26 protein-coding genes, 1 tRNA gene and 1 pseudogene are annotated in these 22,764 nt (G+C 69.8%); 17 read left to right on the top strand and 11 right to left on the bottom strand.

Features of this window, described 5'->3' with window-relative positions; translation table 11 throughout:
- Window positions 1-38: 38 nt before the first annotated feature.
- The 3 genes from ACWEOH_RS06620 to ACWEOH_RS06610 are packed head-to-tail and all read right to left on the bottom strand — an operon-like array spanning window position 39 to window position 2,212.
- Window positions 39-1,016 (bottom strand): DNA topoisomerase IB, encoded by a 978-nt coding sequence (locus tag ACWEOH_RS06620; protein ID WP_452029331.1) that lies wholly within the window; start codon window positions 1,014-1,016, stop codon window positions 39-41.
- Between the two features lie 7 nt (window positions 1,017-1,023).
- The gene (locus tag ACWEOH_RS06615) at window positions 1,024-1,290 is read right to left on the bottom strand and encodes a DUF7218 family protein (protein ID WP_452029330.1); all 267 of its coding nucleotides are present in this window, start codon (window positions 1,288-1,290) and stop codon (window positions 1,024-1,026) included.
- Window positions 1,291-1,330: 40 nt separating this feature from the next.
- Window positions 1,331-2,212 carry an SDR family oxidoreductase gene (locus tag ACWEOH_RS06610; protein ID WP_452029329.1) on the bottom strand — a complete coding sequence of 294 codons (882 nt, stop codon included), beginning with the start codon at window positions 2,210-2,212 and terminating at the stop codon, window positions 1,331-1,333.
- 268 nt (window positions 2,213-2,480) lie between these two features.
- Between ACWEOH_RS06610 and ACWEOH_RS06605 the strand changes: the two genes are divergently transcribed.
- From ACWEOH_RS06605 to ACWEOH_RS06595, 3 genes are all read left to right on the top strand, one after another.
- The gene (locus ACWEOH_RS06605; RefSeq protein ID WP_187432516.1) at window positions 2,481-2,645 is read left to right on the top strand and encodes a hypothetical protein; all 165 of its coding nucleotides are present in this window, start codon (window positions 2,481-2,483) and stop codon (window positions 2,643-2,645) included.
- A 145-nt stretch (window positions 2,646-2,790) separates the two neighbouring features.
- Window positions 2,791-3,183, top strand: a complete 393-nt coding sequence (locus ACWEOH_RS06600; protein WP_452029327.1) for a DUF7882 family protein — start codon at window positions 2,791-2,793, stop codon at window positions 3,181-3,183.
- A gap of 63 nt (window positions 3,184-3,246) precedes the next feature.
- Window positions 3,247-3,462 carry a hypothetical protein gene (locus ACWEOH_RS06595; RefSeq protein WP_452029325.1) on the top strand — a complete coding sequence of 72 codons (216 nt, stop codon included), beginning with the start codon at window positions 3,247-3,249 and terminating at the stop codon, window positions 3,460-3,462.
- Between the two features lie 47 nt (window positions 3,463-3,509).
- Here ACWEOH_RS06595 and ACWEOH_RS06590 read toward each other — a convergent pair whose 3' ends face one another.
- The 6 genes from ACWEOH_RS06590 to ACWEOH_RS06565 all read right to left on the bottom strand — a co-directional run bounded on the left by ACWEOH_RS06590 (window position 3,510) and on the right by ACWEOH_RS06565 (window position 6,825).
- A complete protein-coding gene (locus ACWEOH_RS06590) occupies window positions 3,510-3,833 on the bottom strand; it encodes a DUF7882 family protein (RefSeq protein WP_148732755.1) in 324 nt (107 codons plus the stop codon).
- A 138-nt stretch (window positions 3,834-3,971) separates the two neighbouring features.
- On the bottom strand, window positions 3,972-4,244 hold the full coding sequence (locus tag ACWEOH_RS06585; protein WP_452029323.1) for a hypothetical protein: 273 nt from the start codon (window positions 4,242-4,244) through the stop codon (window positions 3,972-3,974).
- A 116-nt stretch (window positions 4,245-4,360) separates the two neighbouring features.
- Window positions 4,361-4,711, bottom strand: a complete 351-nt coding sequence (locus ACWEOH_RS06580; RefSeq protein WP_452029321.1) for a PRC-barrel domain-containing protein — start codon at window positions 4,709-4,711, stop codon at window positions 4,361-4,363.
- Window positions 4,698-5,114, bottom strand: coding sequence for a hypothetical protein (locus ACWEOH_RS06575; protein ID WP_452029319.1), 417 nt, complete (start codon window positions 5,112-5,114; stop codon window positions 4,698-4,700). Before ACWEOH_RS06575 ends, ACWEOH_RS06580 begins: the two co-directional genes overlap by 14 nt.
- Window positions 5,111-6,340 carry an Nramp family divalent metal transporter gene (locus tag ACWEOH_RS06570; RefSeq protein ID WP_452029317.1) on the bottom strand — a complete coding sequence of 410 codons (1,230 nt, stop codon included), beginning with the start codon at window positions 6,338-6,340 and terminating at the stop codon, window positions 5,111-5,113. Before ACWEOH_RS06570 ends, ACWEOH_RS06575 begins: the two co-directional genes overlap by 4 nt.
- The gene (locus ACWEOH_RS06565) at window positions 6,337-6,825 is read right to left on the bottom strand and encodes a hypothetical protein (RefSeq protein WP_452029315.1); all 489 of its coding nucleotides are present in this window, start codon (window positions 6,823-6,825) and stop codon (window positions 6,337-6,339) included. The genes ACWEOH_RS06570 and ACWEOH_RS06565 overlap by 4 nt, the downstream gene beginning before the upstream one ends.
- Before the next feature lie 102 nt (window positions 6,826-6,927).
- Here ACWEOH_RS06565 and ACWEOH_RS06560 point away from each other — a divergent pair, with 102 nt between their 5' ends.
- The 10 genes from ACWEOH_RS06560 (at window position 6,928) to ACWEOH_RS06515 (ending at window position 16,766) form a co-directional block, all read left to right on the top strand.
- Window positions 6,928-7,935: a LacI family DNA-binding transcriptional regulator gene (locus ACWEOH_RS06560; RefSeq protein ID WP_452029313.1), complete on the top strand. Its 1,008-nt coding sequence runs from the start codon at window positions 6,928-6,930 to the stop codon at window positions 7,933-7,935.
- Window positions 7,936-8,241: 306 nt separating this feature from the next.
- Window positions 8,242-9,924: a glycoside hydrolase family 13 protein gene (locus ACWEOH_RS06555; RefSeq protein ID WP_452031874.1), complete on the top strand. Its 1,683-nt coding sequence runs from the start codon at window positions 8,242-8,244 to the stop codon at window positions 9,922-9,924.
- A gap of 76 nt (window positions 9,925-10,000) precedes the next feature.
- Window positions 10,001-11,359: an ABC transporter substrate-binding protein gene (locus tag ACWEOH_RS06550; RefSeq protein WP_452029311.1), complete on the top strand. Its 1,359-nt coding sequence runs from the start codon at window positions 10,001-10,003 to the stop codon at window positions 11,357-11,359.
- Between the two features lie 129 nt (window positions 11,360-11,488).
- The gene (locus ACWEOH_RS06545; protein ID WP_452029309.1) at window positions 11,489-12,469 is read left to right on the top strand and encodes a carbohydrate ABC transporter permease; all 981 of its coding nucleotides are present in this window, start codon (window positions 11,489-11,491) and stop codon (window positions 12,467-12,469) included.
- Complete coding sequence (locus tag ACWEOH_RS06540; RefSeq protein ID WP_452029307.1) at window positions 12,466-13,491, top strand: carbohydrate ABC transporter permease; 1,026 nt, start codon at window positions 12,466-12,468, stop codon at window positions 13,489-13,491. Before ACWEOH_RS06545 ends, ACWEOH_RS06540 begins: the two co-directional genes overlap by 4 nt.
- A 193-nt stretch (window positions 13,492-13,684) precedes the next feature.
- Window positions 13,685-14,116: a hypothetical protein gene (locus tag ACWEOH_RS06535; protein WP_452029306.1), complete on the top strand. Its 432-nt coding sequence runs from the start codon at window positions 13,685-13,687 to the stop codon at window positions 14,114-14,116.
- Window positions 14,117-14,165: 49 nt separating this feature from the next.
- On the top strand, window positions 14,166-14,564 hold the full coding sequence (locus ACWEOH_RS06530; RefSeq protein ID WP_452029304.1) for an MmcQ/YjbR family DNA-binding protein: 399 nt from the start codon (window positions 14,166-14,168) through the stop codon (window positions 14,562-14,564).
- Between the two features lie 113 nt (window positions 14,565-14,677).
- Window positions 14,678-14,750 (top strand) — tRNA-Arg (locus tag ACWEOH_RS06525).
- Between the two features lie 375 nt (window positions 14,751-15,125).
- Window positions 15,126-16,457 (top strand): DUF998 domain-containing protein, encoded by a 1,332-nt coding sequence (locus tag ACWEOH_RS06520; RefSeq protein ID WP_452029303.1) that lies wholly within the window; start codon window positions 15,126-15,128, stop codon window positions 16,455-16,457.
- A 12-nt stretch (window positions 16,458-16,469) separates the two neighbouring features.
- Window positions 16,470-16,766 carry a GNAT family N-acetyltransferase gene (locus ACWEOH_RS06515; protein ID WP_452029301.1) on the top strand — a complete coding sequence of 99 codons (297 nt, stop codon included), beginning with the start codon at window positions 16,470-16,472 and terminating at the stop codon, window positions 16,764-16,766.
- A gap of 301 nt (window positions 16,767-17,067) precedes the next feature.
- Here ACWEOH_RS06515 and ACWEOH_RS06510 read toward each other — a convergent pair.
- Window positions 17,068-17,265: pseudogene (locus ACWEOH_RS06510) on the bottom strand (DUF4397 domain-containing protein); the annotation flags it as partial.
- Between ACWEOH_RS06510 and ACWEOH_RS06505 the strand changes: the two are divergent.
- The 4 genes from ACWEOH_RS06505 (at window position 17,167) to ACWEOH_RS06490 (ending at window position 21,979) form a co-directional block, all read left to right on the top strand.
- Window positions 17,167-17,550, top strand: coding sequence for a hypothetical protein (locus ACWEOH_RS06505; protein WP_452031945.1), 384 nt, complete (start codon window positions 17,167-17,169; stop codon window positions 17,548-17,550). The pseudogene ACWEOH_RS06510 and the gene ACWEOH_RS06505 overlap by 99 nt on opposite strands.
- Before the next feature lie 176 nt (window positions 17,551-17,726).
- Window positions 17,727-19,877: a glycosyltransferase gene (locus ACWEOH_RS06500; RefSeq protein WP_452029300.1), complete on the top strand. Its 2,151-nt coding sequence runs from the start codon at window positions 17,727-17,729 to the stop codon at window positions 19,875-19,877.
- Window positions 19,874-21,169 carry a nucleotide disphospho-sugar-binding domain-containing protein gene (locus ACWEOH_RS06495; RefSeq protein ID WP_452029298.1) on the top strand — a complete coding sequence of 432 codons (1,296 nt, stop codon included), beginning with the start codon at window positions 19,874-19,876 and terminating at the stop codon, window positions 21,167-21,169. The genes ACWEOH_RS06500 and ACWEOH_RS06495 overlap by 4 nt, the downstream gene beginning before the upstream one ends.
- Before the next feature lie 21 nt (window positions 21,170-21,190).
- Complete coding sequence (locus tag ACWEOH_RS06490; protein WP_452029296.1) at window positions 21,191-21,979, top strand: hypothetical protein; 789 nt, start codon at window positions 21,191-21,193, stop codon at window positions 21,977-21,979.
- Window positions 21,980-22,131: 152 nt separating this feature from the next.
- Here the strand turns inward: ACWEOH_RS06490 and ACWEOH_RS06485 are convergent, their stop codons facing one another.
- A complete protein-coding gene (locus tag ACWEOH_RS06485) occupies window positions 22,132-22,713 on the bottom strand; it encodes a TetR/AcrR family transcriptional regulator (RefSeq protein WP_452029294.1) in 582 nt (193 codons plus the stop codon).
- Window positions 22,714-22,764 lie beyond the last annotated feature (51 nt).

Genomic DNA, 22,764 nt, shown 5'->3' with positions numbered 1-22,764 from the left:
GCCGGAGGTCGAACGCCCGGCCGAGCTCGGTCGCGACCTCACGCCTCGTCGACGAGCAGCGCCAGCAGCGCCGTCTCGCGCCCACCACGCAGGCTGATCGTTCGCCCGTGCTCGTACGCGTCCACCACGCGCGGGTCGACGTAGCTCGCCTTCGCGATCGTCGGGGTGTTCCCCAGCACCGTGCTCGCGAACTCGACGGCGTCGCGCACGGCCGTCGCTCGCGCCCGGGCCGTGCCCGCGACGCCGAGCTCGGCGAGCCGGTCGGCCGCGGCGATCGTGCCGCGCAGCGTCCGGAAGTCCTTCGCGGTGAAGTCGCCGCCCGTGCGCTCGCGGATGTCGTCGTTCACGTCGGACGCGATCGCGGCGCGCATCCGCCGGCCGTCGAGCCAGGCGTAGAGCCGCGACGCGGGCGAGCGCTCACCCGATTGCTCCACGAACATCGCGAGCGCGGCATCCGTCACCCGGATGTCCTGCGCGATGCCGCCCTTGGCCCGGAAGCGGAAGCGCACGGTGTCGGCGTCGTCATCGTCGAGTCGCGCGTTGCGCACGAGCAGCGTGGTGAGCCCGCGGCTGCGGAATCCGGCGAGCGACTCCTCCGATCCGATGCGGATCGCGCCGAGGTCGAGCGTGCGGAACGCGGCGGCGAGTACGCGCTCGCGCGGCAGCTCCGCGCGCGCGAGGTCGCGCCGGACCGTGCGGCGCGCCGCCGGCAGCACCTCGGCCAGCGCCGTCATCCGCAGGAACTTCTCCGCATCCTGCTGCTCGCGCCAGACCGGGTGGTAGATGTACTGGCGTCGGCCCGCCGCATCGACGCCCACCGCGAGGATGTGCGCGTTCGGGGCGTCCGAGATCCACACCTCTTCCCACGCGGGCGGCACGGCCAGGTCGGCGATGCGGGCGCGCTCGGCGCGTCCTGCCGCACCGCCGCCGGAGTGCACGTAGGCGAACCCGCGGCCGCGCCGGAGCCGGGTGAACCCGGGTGACACGTAGGGTTCGACCCGCCTGAGGCGCGGCATCCGCGGCTCAGTGGTTGCGCAGTGCCGAGATCAGCTCGGACTTGCGCTTGCCGCTGTACCCGGTGAGGCCGAGCTCCTTCGCGCGCTTTCGCAGCTGCTCGACGGTCCAGTCCTCGTAGTCGCCGGCCTTGCCGCCCGTGCGGCCGACCGCGCTGCGACCCCGGTTCGCCGCCGCATTCGAGATGCGCGCGGCCTTCTCCTTCGACGCGCCGTCGTCACGCAGCTCCTCGTAGAGCTCCGGATCCTTCAGCGATGCGTTCCTGCGCCCCGGCATGCGGTTCTCCTTCCTCTCCTCTGCGTCCGGCCGCGCTCGGTCAGAGCGCCCGGCCGCCCGTCACCGGCAGCACGGCGCCCGACACGTACGACGCCTCGTCCGACGCAAGGTACACGTAGGCGCCCGCGAGCTCCGCCGGCTGGCCCGCTCGTCCGAGCGGGGTGTTGTGCCCGAACTCGGGCAGCTTGTCGGGCCATCCCGTCGCGGGGATGAGCGGCGTCCAGATCGGCCCGGGGGCCACGGCGTTCACGCGGATGCCGCGGGGCCCGAGCTCCTCGGCCAGCGCCTTCGTGAACGCGACGAGCGCCGCCTTCGTCATGGCGTAGTCCACGAGCGCGCTCGACGGGTCGAAGCCCTGGATGGAGGTCGTGGTGATGATGCTCGACCCGGCGTCCATGAGCGGCACCGCAGCGCGCGCGAGGAACACCGGGGCGAACAGGTTGACCCGCACCACGGCCTCGAAGTCCGCGGTCGGGATCTCGTCGATACCGCCCCGGTTGCGCTGGTGCGCCGCGTTCAGCACGAGGAGGTCGAGTCCGCCGAACGCCTGTTCCGTGTGCGCGACCAGGTCCTTGCAGTGCTGCTCGCTGCGCAGGTCACCGGGGAGCAGCAGCGGGTCGCTGCCGGCATCGGTGATCCAATGCGCGGTCTCCTCCGCGTCGTGCTGCTCGCCCGGCAGGTAGGCGATCGCCACGCGTGCGCCCTCGCGCGCGAACGCGATGGCGACCGCGCGGCCGATGCCGGAGTCGCCGCCGGTGATGAGCGCGCGACGGCCGACCAGGCGCCCGCTGCCGCGGTAGCTCTGCTCGCCGTGGTCGGGCTGCGGCGTCATCGGTTCGGTGAGCCCGGGCGGAGCCTGCTCCTGCTTCGGGAACGGATCGGTCGTGTGCTTGGTCGTCGGATCGATCAGTTGCTCGTTCATGACCATGAAGCCCCCCTTCGGTCAGGCCTGCCACGCTACGCGGCGCCGAGGGGAGCCGCGCGGGGTTGACATCGGGACCCCGGAATCATGGGGATCGCGCCCGCGGATCTAGCACTCCCCTCGAACGGGGGTCAACCCCTAGGCCGGTGTCGCCACTGACCCCTACCGTCGGAGACACGGACGTACCTGCGTCCGGATGCCCCGCCCGCACCCGTCGGGCGGATCCGCCTCGTCGAACACGGGTGCGGATCACCGTGAAGGAGAGATCATGAACATCCTCGTCGCCGTTATCGCCATCGCCGCCATCATCCTGCTCATCACCGGTGGTGTGGTGCCCACGCTGAACTTCCTGCTGTGGGTCGGAATCGCGCTGCTGATCATCGCGGCCATCGTGTTCCTCGTGCGCTTCATCGGCGGGAACCGGACGGTCTGACCCCTGGGATCCCCCCACGGGAACGGGCGACCCCCGTCGCGCGCTCCCACTCTCACACGGCCCCTCGGCACCTCGTGCCGGGGGGCCGTTCCCGATGTCCCGAAGACGTGCATCGCGATGGACGACTGCGACGTATGCTGATGCCGTGGGAACGCTGTACTACGGGGATTCAGGCACCCCCATCGGCATCGAGGACCGGGCGCTGGCGCACCTGAAGATCGCCATCACCACCAAGCTCCGCCGGGGTGAGAGCTTCACCCTGTCGTGGCGTCACACCGACGACCAGCCGCGCGGCCGCAGCACGCTGTGGCTGCATCCGTCCATCCCGCTGCGGTTCGTGTTCGACGAGCCCGAGGCCCCCGAGCTGAGCCGTGGCTGGATCGAGGACCTCATGCGCTCGGCCAACAGCACGGGCGGCATCCAGCTCGTGCCCGAGCACCTCGACACGGATCCCATCCCCACGTCGGCCGACCAGCCGGTGCAGGTCGGCGTCGATGTGCAGGAGGTCGAGACCTCCACCGAGACGCAGCCCGCCTGACGGGCTTGCCGCGCCTCCGTCGGGCTGCTAAACGGGAAGTGGGGATCGGGACGAGGAGGAGTCATGAGCACCACGCATGACACGGACCGCGGAGCCATCGAGCGCTGGTGGCCTCACCTCTCCATCGAGGGGAAGCACCGCCTGCTCGCGGAGCTCACGGCGCCGATCGATGCCGAGACGGCTGCGGAGATCGAGTCGATCACGGGCGAGCCCGCACCCGACCGGCTCACGCCGGCCGAGCAGCGCTACGTGCTCACGCAGATCGAGCCGGTCGACTGAGCGTAGCGGCATCCGCCCGTTCGTCGAGTCGACGACGACGGATGCCGCTACTCGGCCTCCATAGGGTCGTCCTCCGCGGGCTCGGGCACGTACTGCAGGCCCGCGGTGCTGTTCGCCGACAGGAGCATCTGCTCGATCCAGAACCGGTTGAGCTTGGGTGCGCGGTTTCCGCTGAAGATGAACTGCAGCGGGATGGACTCGTGCAGCCACATCGTCGTTCGACCGCTGCCGTTCTCCACCCCGTGCTCCCACGTCATGGCGAAGCTCTCGGAGCGGCGCAGCTTGTTCAGGATGGCGACGCGCAGGTGGGCGAGGGTGCGATCGTCGATCTCGATCTCGCGTGTCGAGGAGTTGTAGATGAGCTTGCCCATGCGGCGACTCTAGTCGCCGTCGACAGCGAGGGAAACGTCGGGCCGAAGGGGGCGCGCAACCGGGTCGTTCGTGCTATGCGGGGCGCGCCGCAAGCGGGCATGACGGCCGGGATCCGCCATGCGATGGAGGAGCGATCGTCAGATCACGTGACCGTCGGGATCGAGCGGATCACCGTTCTCACGACCCGGCTTGCGCGGGTCCAGCGGATCCATCGCGCGCTGCAGTTCGTCGAGGTCGGTGATGCCGGTGTCGTCGTAGCGACCCGACGGCGGGAGGTCCCGAACGCGTCCGAGCACGCCGGGCGGGGGGGTCGGCGCGTCGGGTTCGTCGGTGGTTGATGCTGTGTCGGGGGCGTCGGGTGCGCCCGCCTCCGTCGTCGGTGCGGCGACGCGACCGATCGACTGATCCATGGTGTTGCTCCTTCCAGTGCACGCGGATGCTTCGGGGCATCCGCGTCGTCTTCACGCTACGCCGCGCGGTGTCCGGCGGCGAGCCCTTGACGACACCAGTCTGCCCGGTTACGGACTCAGCGGGACCGGGGCGCGCGCGGGAGCGTGGCATCGCGTGCCGTGCGCCCGCTTCGGAATACGACCCGACCCTCGTCGACCCGCGCGACGTCGTCCCATGCCACGAGGAAGGTGCCGCGGTGCAGCCAGCGCTGGAACCGGGCGATGAGGTTGGGGCCGTCCTCGTCGCGTCGCTCGTACCCCCACGTCGAGAACCGGCTGTGCGGGCTCACGAGCACGCCCGTGACCACCGTGGCCGCGAGCAGCTGGCCGGGCGCGCCGGAGATCTCGAGCCGCACGTCGATGACGGCGCCGAGCCGCCGACCGTCGGCGTCGACGGCGTCGGATCCGAGCAGGTCACTCAGGAGCATGGCGTCCTCCGGGGACGCGCCCGATGATGTGGCGGCTCACCCAGCGTTCGGCCCAGCCGGCGTCGAGCGAGTCGCCCGCGACGCCCAGGTGGATGACGGTGCCGACCTCGGCCACGAGGCGCCAGGGGATGCTCACCCGTCTCGCGGCCGGCGCGTGACCGCCGAACAGGCGCATCATGAGCTGCGGCCCGGTGAGGATCGCCGACACGGTCGGCGGCGGCGAGCCGGGCTCGATGCGCGCGCCGAGCTCGATCCCGTCGAGCTCGAGGTCGTCGGCCGTGGTCACGGGCACCTCGTCGCGGTCGAGCACCTGCCGGTCGAGCACGTGCAGGCGGGCGTCGAGCACGCGGCCCGCCGGTGGGGGCGCGGCATCCGTCTCGAATGCCTTCGGGTCATCGTTCATGCGCCGGCTCCCGTCACGATGAGCAGGGGGATGGCCGCGAGGGCCGCGGCCAGGATGACGACCAGGTAGACCTGGCCCACGAAGTTCATGACGCGGCCGTTCACCCGGTCGCCCATGTACTCGCGGTCGTTCGCGATGATGAGGATCGGCAGGTAGGTGAGCGGCAGCGCGACGGCCGAGAACACGACCGAGTACTCGGTCACGAGGATCGGGTCGACGCCGGTGGCGAGGATCCCGACGGCGATGAGCAGGCCGATGATCATCGCGAGGTGGAAGCGCGCGGCCTTCGCGGGCTTGCGGAACTTGCCCCACGACCAGCCGAAGTACTGCGCCAGCGTGTACCCGCTCGAGAGGGTGGTCTCGAGGGCGGCGCCGAACGTCGCGGCGAGGATGCCCACGATCGCGAACGCCAGCGCGAGCTTGCCGCCCGCCTCGGCGACGGGCAGCACGACCTGGCTGAGGCTCGTCACGTCGATCGCCCGGGGCAGCAGCACCACTGCGGCGCAGCCGGCGATCGCGATCGACAGCAGGCCCCCGAGGGGAAAGCCCACGAGCACGTTGAGCCGCGACTTCGCGAGGTCCTTCTCCGTCCAGCGCTCCTCGATCGCGCCCGAGGAGAAGAAGAACACCTCGTAGGGTGTCATCGCCGCGCCGAACAGGGCGATCGCGTAGAACCAGTACGTCGCCACCGGCTCGTCGGACGGCGGCCCGGGCTGCAGCGCCTGCCCGGCGAGCTGCCCCCAGTCGGGCGACAGCATGAACAGCGCGACCGCGAAGACGATCAGGGCGAGCCCCAGCATGCCCGTCACGTTCTCGAGCAGCTCGAACCGCGCCCGCCAGATCACGATCCACACGCCGAACGCGGCCACGGGGATCCACCACATCGGGTCCACGCTGGTGGCCAGCTGGAGCGCGAGGGCGACGCCGCCGATCTCCGCGGTGACGGTGAGCAGGTTGATGAGGAAGGAGGCCGCGAGGTTCGCGAGCCCCGCCCGGGGGCCGAGCCGTTCGCGGATGATCTCGAAGGTCGCCCGACCGCTCACCGCGGCGACCCGACCCGACATCTGCGCGTAGATGCAGATGCCGACGACGCCGACGAGCACGACCCACGCGAGGCCCAGCCCGAATCGCGATCCGACCACCGCGTTGGTCACCAGGTCCCCGATGTCGACGAACCCGCCGATGGCGGTGAGGATGCCGAGCGCGACGGCGAAGAGCCGCTTCATCCGTCGCTCCCGGCCGCATCTCGGGCGGCGCCTTCGGCGGCATCGGCGGTCGGTTCAAGGGCTGTGAGCCCCTCGGCGGCCGCGTCGAGCTGCGGCACGACGGCCTCGAGGGATCCGACACCCGAGGCCAGTGCGTCGCGGGCCGCGTTCACCGCGTCGAGCGCCGCGTCGAGGGCGTCGAGCACCTCGGTGCGGGTCTCGGCTTCGGCGGGGGCCGCGGCATCCGTCTCGGCGACCTGGTCGGTCGCGTCGACGAGCTCGCGGCGCGCGTCGCCGAGGGTCGCGAGGGCGGTCGTCGGGAACGTGCGGCCGTCGAGCTCCTGGTCGACCACGAGCCGGGCGGTCTCGATCGCGGCGACGCCCTGGCCGACGGCGGCCTCGAAGGTCGCGTCGGGGCTCGTGCAGCCGGCCAGCAGCGCCGCGGCCAGCACGAGGGTGCCGGATGCCGCGACGCGCGCCGCGTGTGCTCGACCGGACGCCTGCATGCTCCTGATGCTGGCCCCGGCATCCCGCACCGGCAAGGGCTTGACGTCGATGCTCGCAACGGATCGTCGAGTTCTTGCGTTCCCTGCCGTAGCATGTCGCTCATGTCGAGGAGGCTGGCGGACGTCGCGCGCAAGGTCGGCGTGAGCGAGGCGACGGTGAGTCGCGTGCTGAACGGCAAGCCCGGCGTCTCGGCCTCGACGCGCGAGGCCGTGCTCACCGCGCTCGACGTGCTCGGCTACGAACGGCCGACGAAGCTGCGGGGCGAGCGCGCCCGGCTCGTGGGCCTCGTGATGCCCGAGCTGCAGAACCCCATCTTCCCGGCGCTCGCCGAGGCGATCGGCGGCGGGCTCGCCCAGAACGGGTACACGCCGGTGCTCTGCATCCAGACCGCGGGCGGCATCTCGGAGTCGGACTACGTCGAGCTCCTGCTGCACCAGCAGGTGTCGGGCGTGATCTTCGCCGGCGGCGCGTACTCGCAGGCCGACGTGAACCACGACCACTACGCGAGGCTGACCGAGCTGAAGCTCCCCACGGTGCTCGTGAACGCGCCGATCGACGACCTCGGCTTCGCGACGGTGTCGTGCGACGACGTCACGTCGATGGAGCAGGCGTTCGGGCACCTGGTGCAGCTCGGGCACGAGCGCATCGGCATCCTCCTCGGGCCGAGCGACCACATCCCGTCCCGGCGCAAGCACGCCGCCGCCCTCCGCATGGCCGAGCGACACGGGGTCGAGCTCGGTGAAGACCGGGTGGTGCACTCGCTGTACTCCCTCGAGTCGGGGCAGACCGCGGCGACCAAGCTGCTCGCCGCCGGCGTCACGGGGATCATCTGCGCGAGCGACCCGATGGCGCTCGGCGCGATCCGCGCGGTGCGCCGGGCCGGGATGCGCGTGCCCGAGGACGTGTCGGTCATCGGCTACGACGACTCGGCGCTCATGAACTGCACCGAGCCGCCGCTCACCACCGTGCGCCAGCCGATCGAGGCGATGGGTCGCATGGTCATCGAGCTGCTCATGCGGCAGATGTCGAGCGAGGGCGCGATCGGCGACGAGGTGTTCTTCGCGCCCGAGCTCGTGGTGCGCGCCTCGACGGCGCCCGCGCCGCGCTGACCGCTCCTCGCCCTCAGACCGTCCCTTCCCTTCTGCAGGAAGAACGGCGCCGAACGCGGCGTGCCGCCACTTCCGCCACGGCGTGTCCTCCGGTTCTTCCTGCAGAAGGCACATGACAAGCGCGCTACGTGCCGGAAATGCGCAAGGCACTCTCGCAACTTCACGAAACCAACCGCAAGCTGATGCTTGATTGTTGAAAAGTTGCATCAATCTGTTGCTCTCATTACGTTTCCCGGTATCGACGCCGTCGTCCCCCGGGAACCGGCGCGCCGCCCGCCCCGCACCGAGGAGAACGACAGCGTGACCATGCCACTCACGGAACCCGGCACGGTGCCCCCCGCACTCGTGGAGGACCCACTGTGGTGGCGGGACGCCGTGATCTACCAGGTCTACGTGCGCAGCTTCGCCGACTCCGACGGCGACGGCACGGGCGACCTCCGCGGCGTGCGAAGCCGGCTCGGCTACCTCAAGGAGCTCGGCGTCGACGCGCTCTGGTTCACCCCCTGGTACCCGTCGCCGCTCGCCGACGGCGGCTACGACGTCTCGGACTACCGCGGCATCCACCCGACCTTCGGGACCCTCGACGACGCCGAACAGCTCATCAGCGAGGCACTCGAACTCGGCATCCGCACGATCATCGACGTCGTCCCGAACCACGTCTCGAGCGAGCACCCGTGGTTCCGGCAGGCGCTGGCGGCCGGGCCGGGAAGCCCCGAGCGCGCCCGGTTCTGGTTCCACCCGGGCACGGGCGAGGGCGGCGACGAGATGCCGACGAAATGGGTCTCGAACTTCCAGGGCGACACGTGGACCCGCACGACGAACCCCGACGGCACGCCGGGGGAGTGGTACCTGCACCTCTTCACGCCCGAGCAGCCCGACCTCAACTGGAACCACCCCGACGTGCGCGCCGAGCACGAGGACATCCTGCGGTTCTGGTTCGACCGCGGCGTCGCCGGCGTGCGCATCGACTCGGCGGGACTGCTCATCAAGGACCCCGCGCTGCCCGAGGTGCCAGAGGTGGTCGCGCCGGGCCAGCATCCCACCGAGGACCGCGACGAGGTGCACGACGTCTACCGCTCGTGGCGGAGCGTCGCCGACTCGTACGAGGGCAGCCGGGTGCTCGTCGGCGAGGTGTGGGTGCCCGACGCCGCCCGCTTCGCGGCTTACCTGCGCCCCGACGAGATGCACACGGCGTTCAACTTCGACTTCATGGCCCGGCCGTGGGATGCCACGGAGCTCCGCGCCTCGATCGACCTCATGCTCGATGCGCACGCGCCCGTCGGCGCGCCCAGCACCTGGGTGCTCTCGAACCACGACGTCACCCGGCCGGTCACGCGGTACGGGCGCGAGGACTCCGGCTTCGCGTTCGCGCGGAAGCGGTTCGGCACCCCGACCGATCTCGAGCTCGGCCGTCGCCGCGCCCGTGCTGCGGCGCTGCTCACCGCGGCGCTGCCCGGCTCGCTCTACCTCTACCAGGGCGACGAGCTCGGCCTGCCCGAGGTCGAGCTGCCGCGCGATGTGCTCGAGGATCCGATGCACTTCCGCTCCGGCGGCGTCGACCCGGGCCGCGACGGATGCCGCGTGCCCCTGCCCTGGCGGGGCACGGAGCCGCCCTTCGGATTCAGCCCGGCTGCGGCATCCGAGGGCGACGGCCGGGTCGCTGCACCGTGGCTGCCCCAGCCGGCCGAGTGGGCCGCCCTCACCGTGCAGGCGCAGGAGGCGGACCCGGGCTCGATGCTCTGGCTCTACCGGCAGGCGCTCCGCATCCGCAAGCGCGAGGCGTCGCTCGGCGACGGCACGCTGACCTGGCTCCCGAGCGAGCCCACGGCGCTCGTGTTCCGGCGCGGCGCCGACGTGGTGAACGTCACGAACCTCGGCAGCGAACCGATGGCCCTGCCCGACCACGACCGCATCCTCCTCGCAAGCACCCCGCTCGTCGGCGGGCTGCTGCCACCCGACTCCACGGCCTGGCTCCACCGAACCGCCTGACCGTCGAGGCCGCGGCCCGCACCACGCCGCGGCAGTCCCACACCACACCTCAACACAGCACCGAAAGGACTGGACAATGAAGTCACCACGCAGCATCGCGATCGCGGGCATCGCCGCCGTCGCGATGGTGGGCGCGCTCTCCGCGTGCAGCCAGGGCGCCGCCGACGACGGGAAGCTCGAGCTGCGCGTCGCCACGTTCCCGCCCGGAGCCGACCAGGCCGCCTACGACGCCTTCGCCGAGCAGGAGCAGCAGTTCGAGGAGCTGCACCCCGACATCGACATCGTCGGTCTCGAGTACGAGTGGACCGCCCCGACCTTCGCGGCGCAGCTCGCGGGCGGCAGCCTGCCCGACGTGTTCACGGTGCCGTTCACCGACTCGAAGACGCTCCTCGAGAACGACCAGCTCATGGACGTGACCGACGAGCTGGAGGAGCTCGGCTACGCCGACAAGTTCAACCCGATCATCATCTCGGAGGTCACCGACGCCGACGGCCGGATCTACGGCTTCCCGCGCCAAGCGTACGCGAACGGCCTGCACTACAACCGCGACCTGTTCGAGCAGGCCGGCCTCGACCCCGAGCAGCCGCCGGCGACCTGGGATGAGGTCCGCGAGGCCGCGAAGACCATCGCCGAGAAGACCGGCAAGGCCGGGTATGCGACGATGGCGACCGGCAACACGGGCGGCTGGCAGCTCTCGGTGCAGGCCGACTCGCGCGGCGCCCAGCTCCAGGAGGACAACGGCGACGGCACCTACACGTCGACGATCGACAACGACGCCACGAAGGCCACGCTCGAGTTCCTCCACGACCTCCGCTGGGAGGACGACTCGATGGGCGCGAACTTCGACCTCGACTGGGGCAGCATCAACCAGGAGTTCGCCGCGGGCAACATCGGCATGTACACGTCGGGCTCCGACGTCTACACGGCACTCGTGCGCGACTTCGGCATGGAGCCCGCCCAGTACGGCCTTACCGTCATCCCGACGGAGGACGGCGGCGGGGTGCTCGGCGGCGGCGACATCGCCGTGATGCCGCCGACGCTCGACGACGAGACCAAGGCCGCGGCCGTCGAGTGGATCGACTGGTACTACATGCAGAAGCTCCTGAACGAGGATGCCGCGGTCGCGGACGCCAAGGCGCTCGCCGCCTCCGACCAGGCCGTCGGAACCCCCGTGCTGCCGGTGCTCGACAAGGACACCTGGGACCAGCAGCAGGAGTGGATCGCGCCCTACGTCAACGTGCCGCAGGACCAGATGACCGGATTCTTCGACGGCATCTTCGAGCAGACCCCGGTCGGCGAGTTCAAGGGACAGACGCAGCCGATCTACGCGCTCATGGACAACCTCGTGCAGGCCGTGCTGACCGACCAGGCCGCCGACGTCGACGCCCTGCTGCAGCAGATCGACGTGGACGCGCAGGCGCTGCTCGACGAGTAGGCCGTGATCGCGGGTTGAGGAGCCGGCCCCGCCGGCGTCTCGAAACCCCCTCCTCCCCGGGCGGGTTTCGAGACGGGCTCCGCCCTCCTCAACCCGCGGCGCCCTCCCCGAACCACTGAAGGATCACCGATGACCCTCACCGCCAAGCCCGCGGCCGCGCGGCCCGCGCCCGACCCGGACGCGCCGCCCGCGGCATCCGCTCGCCCGAGCCGCAGGCGCAACCCGAAGACCTGGATCCGCGGCGGCGGCCTCTGGAACCTCGCGTTCCTGGCCCCGATGCTCATCGTCTTCGGGGTGTTCAGCTGGTCGCCGATCGTGCAGTCGGTGATCATGAGCTTCCAGCGCACGAACCTCGTGACGACGCCCGAGTGGGTCGGCATCGACAATTTCGTCAACGTGCTGAGCGACCCGAACCTCGGGGTCGCGATCGCGAACACGCTGTACTTCGCGGTGCTGGCGCTCATCCTCGGGTTCCCGCTGCCGCTCATCCTCGCGGTCATGATGAGCGAGGTGCGCCGGGGCAAGGGCCTCTACAGCGCGCTCGCGTACCTGCCGGTCGTCATCCCGCCGGTGGTCGCGGTGCTCCTCTGGAAGGTCTTCTACAACGCGAGCCCCGACGGCGTGTTCAACACGATCCTCGGGTGGTTCGGCATCCCGCCGCAGCCGTGGCTGCAGTCCGCGGCGACCGCGATGCCCTCGCTCGTCATCGAGGCGACCTGGGCAGCGGCTGGCGGGTCGATCATCATCTACCTCGCGGCGCTCATCTCCGTGCCGCCCGAGCTGTACGACGCCGCCGAGGTCGACGGCGCCGGCATCTGGCGCAAGCTCTGGCACGTGACGCTGCCCCAGCTGCGCGGCGTGCTGTTCATCATGCTGATCCTGCAGGTCATCGCGACGTCGCAGGTGTTCCTCGAGCCCTTCCTCTTCACCGGTGGCGGTCCGAACAACGCGACCCTGACGATCCTCCTCCTCATCTACCGCTACGCCTTCCAGAACAGCCTCGGCGGCGACTACGGCGAGGCCACCGCGCTCAGCCTGATGCTCGCGATCTTCCTCGGGCTCCTGAGCTGGCTGTACTTCAAGCTCACCGAACGTTGGAGCACGAATTGACCAGCGCACCCGTCCAGCCCCTCCTCGAGCGCCCCGACGGCGCCGAGGCCGACGCCGCCGAGGACTCCGGCCGGCCCGGTCGACCCGGGCGCCGCGGCTCCCGCTGGTTCCTCCGGCGACGTCGCACGGACGCGACCGACGAGTTCGGCGACCGCGGCGTCCTCTCGGCGTTCGACCGTCGCCGCGGCAGCGTGCGCGGGTCGCTCAGCCTCGTGCACGTGTTCCTCTTCATCGGGCTCGTCGTGGCCGGCCTCGGACCGCTGCTCTGGCTCGCCAAGGCCGCCGTCACGCCCACGCAGGACACGCTGAGCCAGCCGTTCGCGCTCTGGCCGAACGGCATCGACTGGGCGAACCTCGAGACGGCGTGGAACGACATCCACATCGACCAGTACTTCCTCAACACGATCTGGGTCGCGGCGGGCTCCTGGTTCTTCCAGCTGCTCATCGCCACCACCGCCGGGTACGCGCTGTCGGTGCTGCGCCCGAAATACGCGCCGATCCTCAACGCGCTCGTGCTCGCGACGCTGTTCATCCCCGCGGTCGTGCTGCTCGTGCCGCTCTACCTCACGGTGCTCCACCCACCAGTCATCGACGTCTCGCTGCTCAACACGTACTGGGCGGTGTGGCTGCCCGCCGCCGCGAACGCGTTCAACATCCTGCTCGTGAAGCGCTTCTTCGACAGTCTCCCGCGCGAGGTGTTCGAGGCCGCGAAGACCGACGGCGCCGGCCCGCTCCGGGTGTTCTGGTCGATCGTGCTGCCGATGTCGAAGCCCGTGCTCGGCGTGGTCTCGGTGTTCGCGGTGATCTCGGCGTGGAAGGACTTCCTCTGGCCGCTGCTCGTGCTGCCCGACCCGGCGGTGCAGCCGCTGTCGGTGCGCCTCCCGGCGGTGCAGTCGCAGACCGAGCTCGACGTGTTCCTCGCCGCGCTCGCCATCTCGACGCTCATCCCCGTGCTGCTGTTCCTCATGTTCCAGCGGCTGTTCCTGCGCAGCGCCGGGCTCGGGGGCGCGGTCAAGGGCTGAGCCGGTCGGTCGCCTCGCCCGGATGCCGCGGGGTCGCACGGATGCCGCAGGGCCGCGGCATCCATCGCGTGCCCAGCACTGGGGGTCCGCTGCGCGAGGACGTGAGTGGTATGCCTGATGCGACGGCCCACCGGGCTCCGCGAGGTTGGGTCGTGGCGCGGCAACCCGACGCGCCGGAACCCGAAGGAGACACATGTCCAGGAAGCTCTTCACGTACGCCGGGGCGACGGTCGGTCTCGCCGCGGCCCTCGTGCTCGGCAGCGGCGCTGCTGCCTACGCGCACGAATGCTACAACCCGAGTCGATCCGAGCAGGGCAACGCGAAAGCCGGATCCAACTCGCAGGCGTGGTTCACGCTCGTCGTGGCCGACGCCATCCAGGGCGACGTCGTCAACGGCTTCATCACGCAGGAGGAGGCCGACTGCATCATCGACGCCTACGCCGACACCGGCGCGCCCGCGTCGTTCACGCTCATGGTCAAGGGCGCCGTCGGGCAGGACGGCGTCATCGCCGGCCACAACCCGAACTCCGTGCGGGCGACCGACGGCAAGGGCATCGACCACGCCTTCGAGGCGTACGGCGAGCAGATCTTCGGCAGTTACGCGGCCTGCGGCGTCGAGTTCTGAGGTCCTGAGGCGGATGCCGCGGCGCCGGCCTCGCCCATAGGCTGGCGCCGTGGAGCATCCGCGCGTCGTCGACCCGGGGCATCCCCTCGTCGAGCGGGTGCGGCGGATCTGCCTCGCGCTGCCCGAGGCCGTCGAGGTCGAGGCGTGGGGACGGCCGACGTTCCGCGCCGCGAAGCCGATCTTCGTGCACGTCGCCGCGACCTCCGAGCAGCCGCTGTCGATCGTCGTGAAGACCGACCCCGAGGAGCACCTCGCGCTGCTCCAGGACGGCCGCTTCTACGGCGTGCCCTACTACAGCCGCGACCACTGGGTCGGCGCCGACCTCGACGCGCCCGACACCGACTGGGACCTGCTCGCGGAGCTCATCGAGACCTCGTACCGGCAGGTGGCGAACCGTCGCCAGCTGGCCGCGCTCGACGCACTCCGGCCCGACCACGCCGACCACTGACCGACGGCGGATGCCGCTGGCCCGTCCGGCCCGCCTCGATTGGCGTGAACGGAGCGCGTGGGTTAGAGTTACGTGGTTGCCTGATCGCCGATGACGCGCGGGCGACATCCCATGCGCCCGTAGCTCAATGGATAGAGCATCTGACTACGGATCAGAAGGTTGGGGGTTCGAGTCCCTCCGGGCGCGCGGTGGAGAAAGCGGTTCGCGGTTGCGGGCCGCTTTCGTCGTTCCTGGGGCATCGCGCGCGGTGACGCCCCGAATGGCGAGGGATGCCCCGAACGGGGGGTGCACACCGCCGGACACGCCGGGCAGGCTGGGAATCAGCCGAAGATCGGTATGTGCGTGGTGTAACGCCGATGGCCGGTGTCGTCGGCCGCCGTTATGCTCGGCACACATCTGATTCCCGTGATCGAGAGTTCGGATATGAGGGGTGCGCGGGCCGGGAGCTTCCTGGCGTCGTCGAACCGGGGGGATCGGCGACAGCGGCGCAGGGTCCGCCCGGGCAGCGTCGGCCGTGAGGGGCACGGTCGACCGTTCAGTGGACCCGCGAGCAGTGTCGGGTTGCGGCGCCCCGGCTCGCAGCGGTTCGACCCGCTGCGGGGTGCCGCGATCATGCGGCGGGCGTATGCCGCGCTCATCGCGCTCGCGGTGGCCATCGTCGCCTTCCACGAGTTCTCGTCGGGCTTCGTGAGCGGAGCGGTCGACGCCGGCGTCGCGGAACGACTCGCGCCGATCGGCTTCATGTGGGCGCTGCCGTCGCTCGCCGCGGGTGCCGTGGTGGGCGCCGCGCTCGTCGTGGCATCCGCTTCTCGGGGCGGTGTGACGGCGCTGCGAAGGCTCGGCCTGCCCGGCCTCGGTCGCGACGCCCGGGCCCGCGCCAACGGCATGACCTGGGGCGCCATCGCGCTGCTCGGCGTGCACTTCACGCGCGAGGCGTTCGAGGTCTTCCCGGGCGGACAGGTGGTGGCGGCCGTCGCGCTCGGCTCGGTGCTCGGTTACGGGACGTTCCGCCTGCACCGCCACGCGATCGACCACGAGGCGTACCGCACCTTCAACCTCGTCGCCATGCTGCTCGCGGCCGGCAGCCTCGCGAGCATGAGCCTCACGCCGACGGGCGAGTGGTGGACGCACAACTTCAGCACGCTCGGCACCTCAGACGACTTCGCCGCGGCGTGCTTCAACATCGCGATCGTCGTGTCGGGTGCCGGCATGGCCGCGATGTCGGCCGGACTCACCCGCGCCGTCTCCGACCCGAGGTACGGGGTGCGGCGCGGTGGGCTCACCGCGATGCGCGTGCTCATCGTGCTGATCGGCATGAGCCTCATGGGCGTCGGCCTGGTGCCGATCGACGGCGCGACCGACCTGCACAACCTCGCCGCGTGCGGTGCGGCGGCCTCGTTCGCCGTGCTCTGCCTGGGCGTCCAGGTCTGGGCGCGCCGCCTCCCGCGCTCCATGGTGATCGCGTCGTACGGGTCGATCGCGATCGAGGTCGTCGCGATGGTCGCCTACGACGGCATGGGCGTCTTCAACCTCACCGTCTTCGAGATCGTCGCGTTCACGCTCGTGTTCGCCTGGCTCATCGCCCTCGTCGCGATCACGCACGCCGCGCCCGATCCCGTCGTCGAACAGCAGCAGCGTCACGTCCGACGCATCCGTGCCGGGGCGGCCCTGCACGCCGGTGCCGTCACGGCCGATCGCCCGCGCACTCGCGTCACCCAGGACCATACGTCCCCGAGGACGCGGGGCCGGACTCCGCGCGCACCGGCCCGAGCCGCTGCGTCGCACGACGTGCACCGCGCGCTGCGGCGGAATGCGAAGCGAGCCGACGAGCCGCCGGACACCCGAATCGGTCGTGCGCAGGAATTCCGCACGACCCGACCCGCGTTGTCCTGAGCAGGAGGACGCATGAACGACACCATCACCATCGAACGCAACGACGCGACCCGACGCTACGAACTCACCCTCGGTGACGAGCTCGCCGGCTTCGCGGAGTTCCGCACCACCCCCGACGGCATCGTCTTCACGCACACCGTCGTCCGCCCCGAGTTCGGCGGCCAGGGCCTCGGCACCCGCCTCGCGAAGTTCGCGCTCGACGACGCCGTCGCCCGCGGCGAGCGCATCGTGCCGCGCTGCCCGTTCATCGCCGCGTACCTTCGCGAGCACACCGGTTACGAGGCTTCCGTCGACTGGCCGACCGCCTAGCGGGCGCCCCGCTGCCGCGCCATCCCGCGCTTGCGCGCACGGCGCGCGAAAACCGAATGTCCCTCATTCGGGGCGGTGCGGGCATCGGATGCCGCGATTACGATTCGAGCAAACCCGAGTCGGTCCCGAACCCGACTGATCGTCGCGCGTCGACGACCTTGGCCCGTCCTCCCAAGGATGATCCCTCGGGTCCTGCTCGCCGAGCTCAGTTCGGGTCGCTCGGCGGGAGAGGCCTCCCCTGGAGGCCGCGGCGGGGTGGGAGGTAGGGTTCCCACCCCGCCGTCCCTCTCCGAGGGGCCTCCGCGGCGACATGGCGGACGGTCAACCGTCTCTGACCCGCTGCGGTCGGGACCGTGTCGTTCGTGAACAGGGTGGCGGTCGGGTCACCCGACTCGGTCAGGTGAGCGACAGCGGTGAAGTTCACGCCCCCTTCGAGCGGCAGATCGACCGGCCCGATGGCCGGCGACGACGCATCCGTTGCATCGGATGCGGTGATTGCCTCGACGAACCGTCGGATGCCTGTGCTGGGGCGAGCCCGGCCAAGACGATGACCGCGACGGCGAGGACGCCGACGGTGGCGGCGCGCTTCATGTTCACTCCAGTGGAAGGTCGAATGGTGCGTCACATGAAGGAGTTCCGCCGAGCGATTGGGATCGGATGCATCGGATCTCGATCCCAAGTCAATGCATCCGTTTCACCGAACCAACCGGAAGGGATTGATGAAGGCGCCGTGTGCAGGCTGCGGTGCCGCAAACCTCGAAACGGATTCGATTCGGAGGAATGACGTTTGAACGGCCAGGGCTCTTCCCGAGAACCATCGGGAGGCGGATTCAAACCGACGATGGATGACCTCGCCGTTGGAGGAATTCATAGTCGACGCGGGCGTCGGCTGTTTGTCCCGGACCTCGGCGAAAGCGACCGAGGCTTTCACACTCTGAGTGGAGGGGAGCAGCTTTGGGAGTGCTGACCGCGCTCGATGGCGTGTACCGTGCCTCAACCATCGTCGAGGCACTGCAGCTCGCCGACGACTTGACCGCCGAAGCCAGACGAGATCCGCGGGCTTCCACCGTTCGGCTGCTGTTGCAGAGCGTAATGGGCGATGACGAACTCACTGCTGTTGCGTGCACGCATGCACTCGGAAGAGTGCAGGACGACCAGGTCGAACGCTCGCTCGTCCGGATGCTCTCCGATGATCGGGCCTTCGTCCGACAACACGCAGCATGGGCCCTCAGTGCGACGCCGCCACGTGCCGACGCCACCGGCGTCCTGTTCGAGATGACCATCGCCGGAGGATTCTCGGGAATGGTCGCTCAGCAGACGCTTGAGCAGTGGTCGTCGTCGAACGCCGACCTGGTGATGCAAAGTGCCATGAACGCCCTCGCCCACACCGACGAGCCCGAGGCGCGCGCCCGTGTGGTGGAGACACTGGGCCTGGTACCAGGACCGACGCCCATCACGCCACTCGCGAATGTGGCGATGGATGCAACCGAGTCCGAAGCCGTTCGAGTCGCCGCCGTTTCAGCATTGGGTCAACGGCCCCCGTATGCGCGGCTCATCCGTCTTGTTCGTTCGCTCGCCGCCACGGATGGGTTGCTGGCAGAGGTCGCACGCCTCGCGCTCATCGACCTGGAACCCGTGACTGCGATGCCGCAGCCGCGCAATGAGGGACTCACCGTGGCTCAGCTCTTCCTGCACGCCGATATCGATTCGCAGTTGAGCTCGGCCGGATCCGGTGACACTGGGGGCATCGCCACACTGCTCGTCAGGTTGGGTGACGCGCTCGTCAGTGACACCGACACGGGAGTGGGCCGCGTCCTCACCCTGTCGCGCGGCTCGACGAGCGATGCCCTACGAAGCCTCGCGGCGCTCAGCACGTTTCGCCAGGGGCACGCCTTGACGCAGATTCCGTTGCACCGGACCGCCGGGCCCGCGGCAGAGGCGTGGCCGCTCCGGGTCGTCGTGCGGCGCGGGATTCGACGAATTCTGCAGCAGGCGGGCAACGTCGATGTGTTGCACTTGCGGATGGCGGACGTCGGCAGCCTCGCAGCCGCTGATGTCGCCCGTGATCTCGGAATACCGTACGTGTTCACCTTGGCACCCGACCCTCACGCGTTGATCGACTCGCTCGAGAGATCCGGCGTCCTCCGTCGTGACAACTTCGGCGAAGTCGATCTCGTCGAGCATTTCTGGTTCCGAGCGCAGTTGGTGCGCTACCTAGCGGCCGGAGCCGCGCGAACGGTCCTCTTCCCGCGGCCTCGTCTACAGGAGGATCTCCGTCGACTCGTTGGGATCGATCTCAACGTGACTCCAGAGCACTACGCCGTTGTACCGGAGGGCGTCGACATGAAGACGATCGACCTGGCGGTCGAGGACGCGTGGGCGCACGCGACAGGCGGCGAGCCGGTGCCGGCGCTTGCCGAGTTGCGTGCCCTCATCCAGGACCTGTCCGCGGAACGCCTGGGTCTCCCGCTCATCGTCAGCCTCGGGCGACTGCATCCGGTCAAGGGGATGGCGACGCTTGTGGGGGCTTGGGCTGGATCGCCGCTGCATCGACGCGCGAACCTCCTGATCATCGGAGGGAACCTGGAGCGCCCTTCCGTTGACGAACGGCACCAGCTCGAGCTCATCGAACGTGTGGTGCCGTCCGCCGAGCGGTCCGCCGCCGGCCTGCTTCTCCCCGGTCATCGTCCGAACGACATCGCGATTCGCTGGCTCGCCGCAGCGCGAACGGGGCTACCCGATCTGGTGGCGCCCGGCGGTGTCTACGCCTGCGCAAGCGTGAAGGAGGAATTCGGCATCGCCTTGCTCGAGGCAATGGCGACGGGGCTTCTCGTCGTCGCGCCAGACGCTGGTGGCCCGGCTACGTATGTCGATGATGACGTCACCGGGATGCTCGCGGCCACGTCAGATGTTGAGCGCCTTCGCGGAGGGCTCGACCGGGCACTGACCGCAGCGGGTGGTCTGGACAGCAACGCGCGTTCCGAACGGTCGCGACAGATGGTCCGCGACCGTTTCACGATCGAGCGCATGTCTGAATCGCTCGGAGTGGTCTACCGAGGTGTCGCAGATGACGAACGCGAGCGACTCGAGCGACAGGATATTGCGAGATGACCCTCCTGGTGATCAGTCCCGACTACGCTTCCCATCTCCTTCCCCTGGCGACCTTGGCGACCGCGTGGCGAGACCGTGGACAGCGCGTGGTCGTCGCCACTGGCCCCGCCACCGCCGATATCGTCGCGGAGTTCGGCTTCGAGCGGTCCGACCTCCGCCTCGGCCGCGGATCGAATGCCGGCGTCATAGACCCCACGGATCAGCCACGCGACGAGGGGGCGTCGCTTCGAGCCTTCTTCGCCGCGACGCACGAGGGCGCCATTCCGACGTTGCGATACCAGGCGATGGAGCGGCTCGCCGACCTCATGTGGGAGCCGGACGCCACAGCCCGCGCCACCCAGCGCATCGTCGAGGACGTCGCCCCGGACCAGATTCTGGTGGATCACCTCGCGTTCAGCGCCCGACTGGGACTCGACGCCGCTGCAGTCGCGTACGGGGACGTCGTGCTGGGCCATCCGACCGCACTGCCGATCGGCGATGAGCTCTACGGGTTCCCGACGGCTTGGCCCTCCGCGTTTCGTCCCGACCCCGGTGATCTCGAGGAGCTTGCCTCGCTGTGCGCGGTCGTCGCGGGTCACTTCACTGCCGAATGGAATCGAGTGGGTGCCGGGCTCAGTGAAAGCTTCCGACCGACACCAGATGCCTTCGCCGCGCACGGTCCGAAGGTGCTGTACAACTACCCGGCGGAGCTCGTCGACGACGAACGCCGAGAGCATGCCTCACCGAATGGGTTCCTCGGAGCGACGCTCAGGACCGAAACCGTGGAGCCGGATGTCGAGGCATGGATACGCGGCGCGGATCGGTTTGCGTTCGTGAGTTTCGGGAGTTTCCTCTCCGTCCGCGGAGATGTGCTGCGTCGGGTCGTCGACGCCGCCAGATCGCTCGGTCTGCGCCTGGCGATCGCCACCGGATCAACCGATGTCACGCAGCTCGGGCACCTACCCGAGGGCTGGCTCGTCCACACGTATCTGCCTCAGGTCCGCCTGCTCAGTGCGGCGACGTTGGCCGTGACGCACGGGGGAAACAACTCGGTCACCGAAGCCGTGGGGCAGGGGGTTCCGCTCGTGGTCCTTCCCTTCTCATCGGATCAGTTCGCGGGCGCGGCATCCGTCGAACGGAGTGGTTTCGGTGTCGTCCTCGACCCCAACTCAGCGAGGGTCGAGCAGCTGGGCGAGGCAATGGGCGACGCCCTCGCGTTGGATGAGGGCGCGCGGGCCAGGCTCGACGCCGTGTCAGCGAGTCAGCGGGCACGACCGGGACCAGAGCGGGCGTTCGATGCCCTCAACACCTGAGTCTTCGACGAGGAATCACACGTGACAGACACCCTCGTCATTCCGTGGCGGCCTTCGCCGTCGCGACTCTACGCCTTCCGGCGTGTCGTGGCGTGGTACTCGCAAATTCTGCCAGCGTTCCGGATCGTAGCGCTCGATACCGGCGATGATCTGTTCTCCCTCTCCCGCATCCGCAACCTCGCAGTGACCCGAGCCAGCACGGCTGATGACGTGATCGTCATCAGCGACGCGGACACGCTCCCCGAACCCGAGCCGCTCATGGCGGCCATCGCGGCGGCACCCCGAAGCGGACGCGTACACCTTCCATACACGGCCTACCACTGGCTGGGCCCGACGGGCACGGCCCAACTGGCGGCTGGCAGAGCCCTCGAGGACTGCGACCACGAGCTTGTCCATGACGCGTGCTCCGGCGTCTACGTGACCACCCGACGCACCTGGGAATCCCACGGAGGCCAAGACGAGCGCTTCAGAGGCTGGGGCTTCGAGGACTCAGCGTGGTACCTCGCACATCAGACGCTACTCGGAGCGCCGCCGAAACGGCACGAGGGCGTGGTGTACGCCTTGCACCACTCCGTCGAGCGGAGAGACGGGCCTCAATACGACCGGAACGTCAATCTCATGGAGCGGTATCAGCGAGCCGCCGGCGATCGGCGTGAAATGAAGCGCCTGGTCGACGAGGGACAAGCGGTGAGAGCTTCGAATTCGCCTGGCATCGTGCGCTCATCTGTCAATCGCGCTGATTCCGTACGACCGGCCTCAGACACCTGGGAAGCCGTGGAGGTCCCATTCCGCCCGAGGCTGGCCGACTGACGGCCGCGGCGTGCACGGCGATCACGCCGATGCGAGTGCCGTGCCGGTCTCGATCAGCGACTTCATCGAACTCAGCACCCACGACCAGCCCTCGCCGCCGACATCCGCAGCGCGGCCGGATCAGTCGGGGGTGAAATGAACCGCAGGCGTGCTCAGGTCGCGGTCTTGACATCGAGGATCGTACGCAGCGATGGCAGCGCCGCTCGGACCCGGTCAGCGAGCGGTTGGGCGTCCCGTGTCCCGTCAGCGAGCCAGGCATGAAGCTCACGCCGGAACAATGCGAACCCGATCGCAGCGAGCAGGCTCGCATCATCCGCACGGAACCCACGGTCGGTGAGAGCGGCCGCGATGGCGTCCTGCCAGCGGGCCTGCTTCGCCAGTTCGCGCCCGGAGAGCGCGACGTCGGTGTCGATGACAGCCTGGCGGCGCCGGAGGTACTCGTGTTCCGGCTGCATCCGGTCGGCGAGAGCGACCAAGGCGTGCTCCATGAGCGTGCCGGCTCCGACGGGACCGGTGGGCTCTGCGATCGTCTCGAGCAGGACGGGCAGGAGCAGGTCGTCGTCGGCGAAGAGCACCTCCTCCTTGTCCTGGAACTGGCGGAAGAAGGTGCGGGCGGTCACGCCCGCGCGACCGGCGATCTGGTCGATCGTGACCGCGCCGTAGCCGTGTTCGACGAACAGGTCGATCGCGGCGGTCGCGAGGCGCTCACGCGAGTCGGCAGGCCATCGGGGCATGAGGTCATCGTAGCCACACCTTGTGTCATGATCTGACATCAGCCATCATGA

This window comes from Agromyces sp. NPDC004153, assembly GCF_053603635.1.
This window is presented reverse-complemented; position numbering and strand designations above follow the sequence as displayed.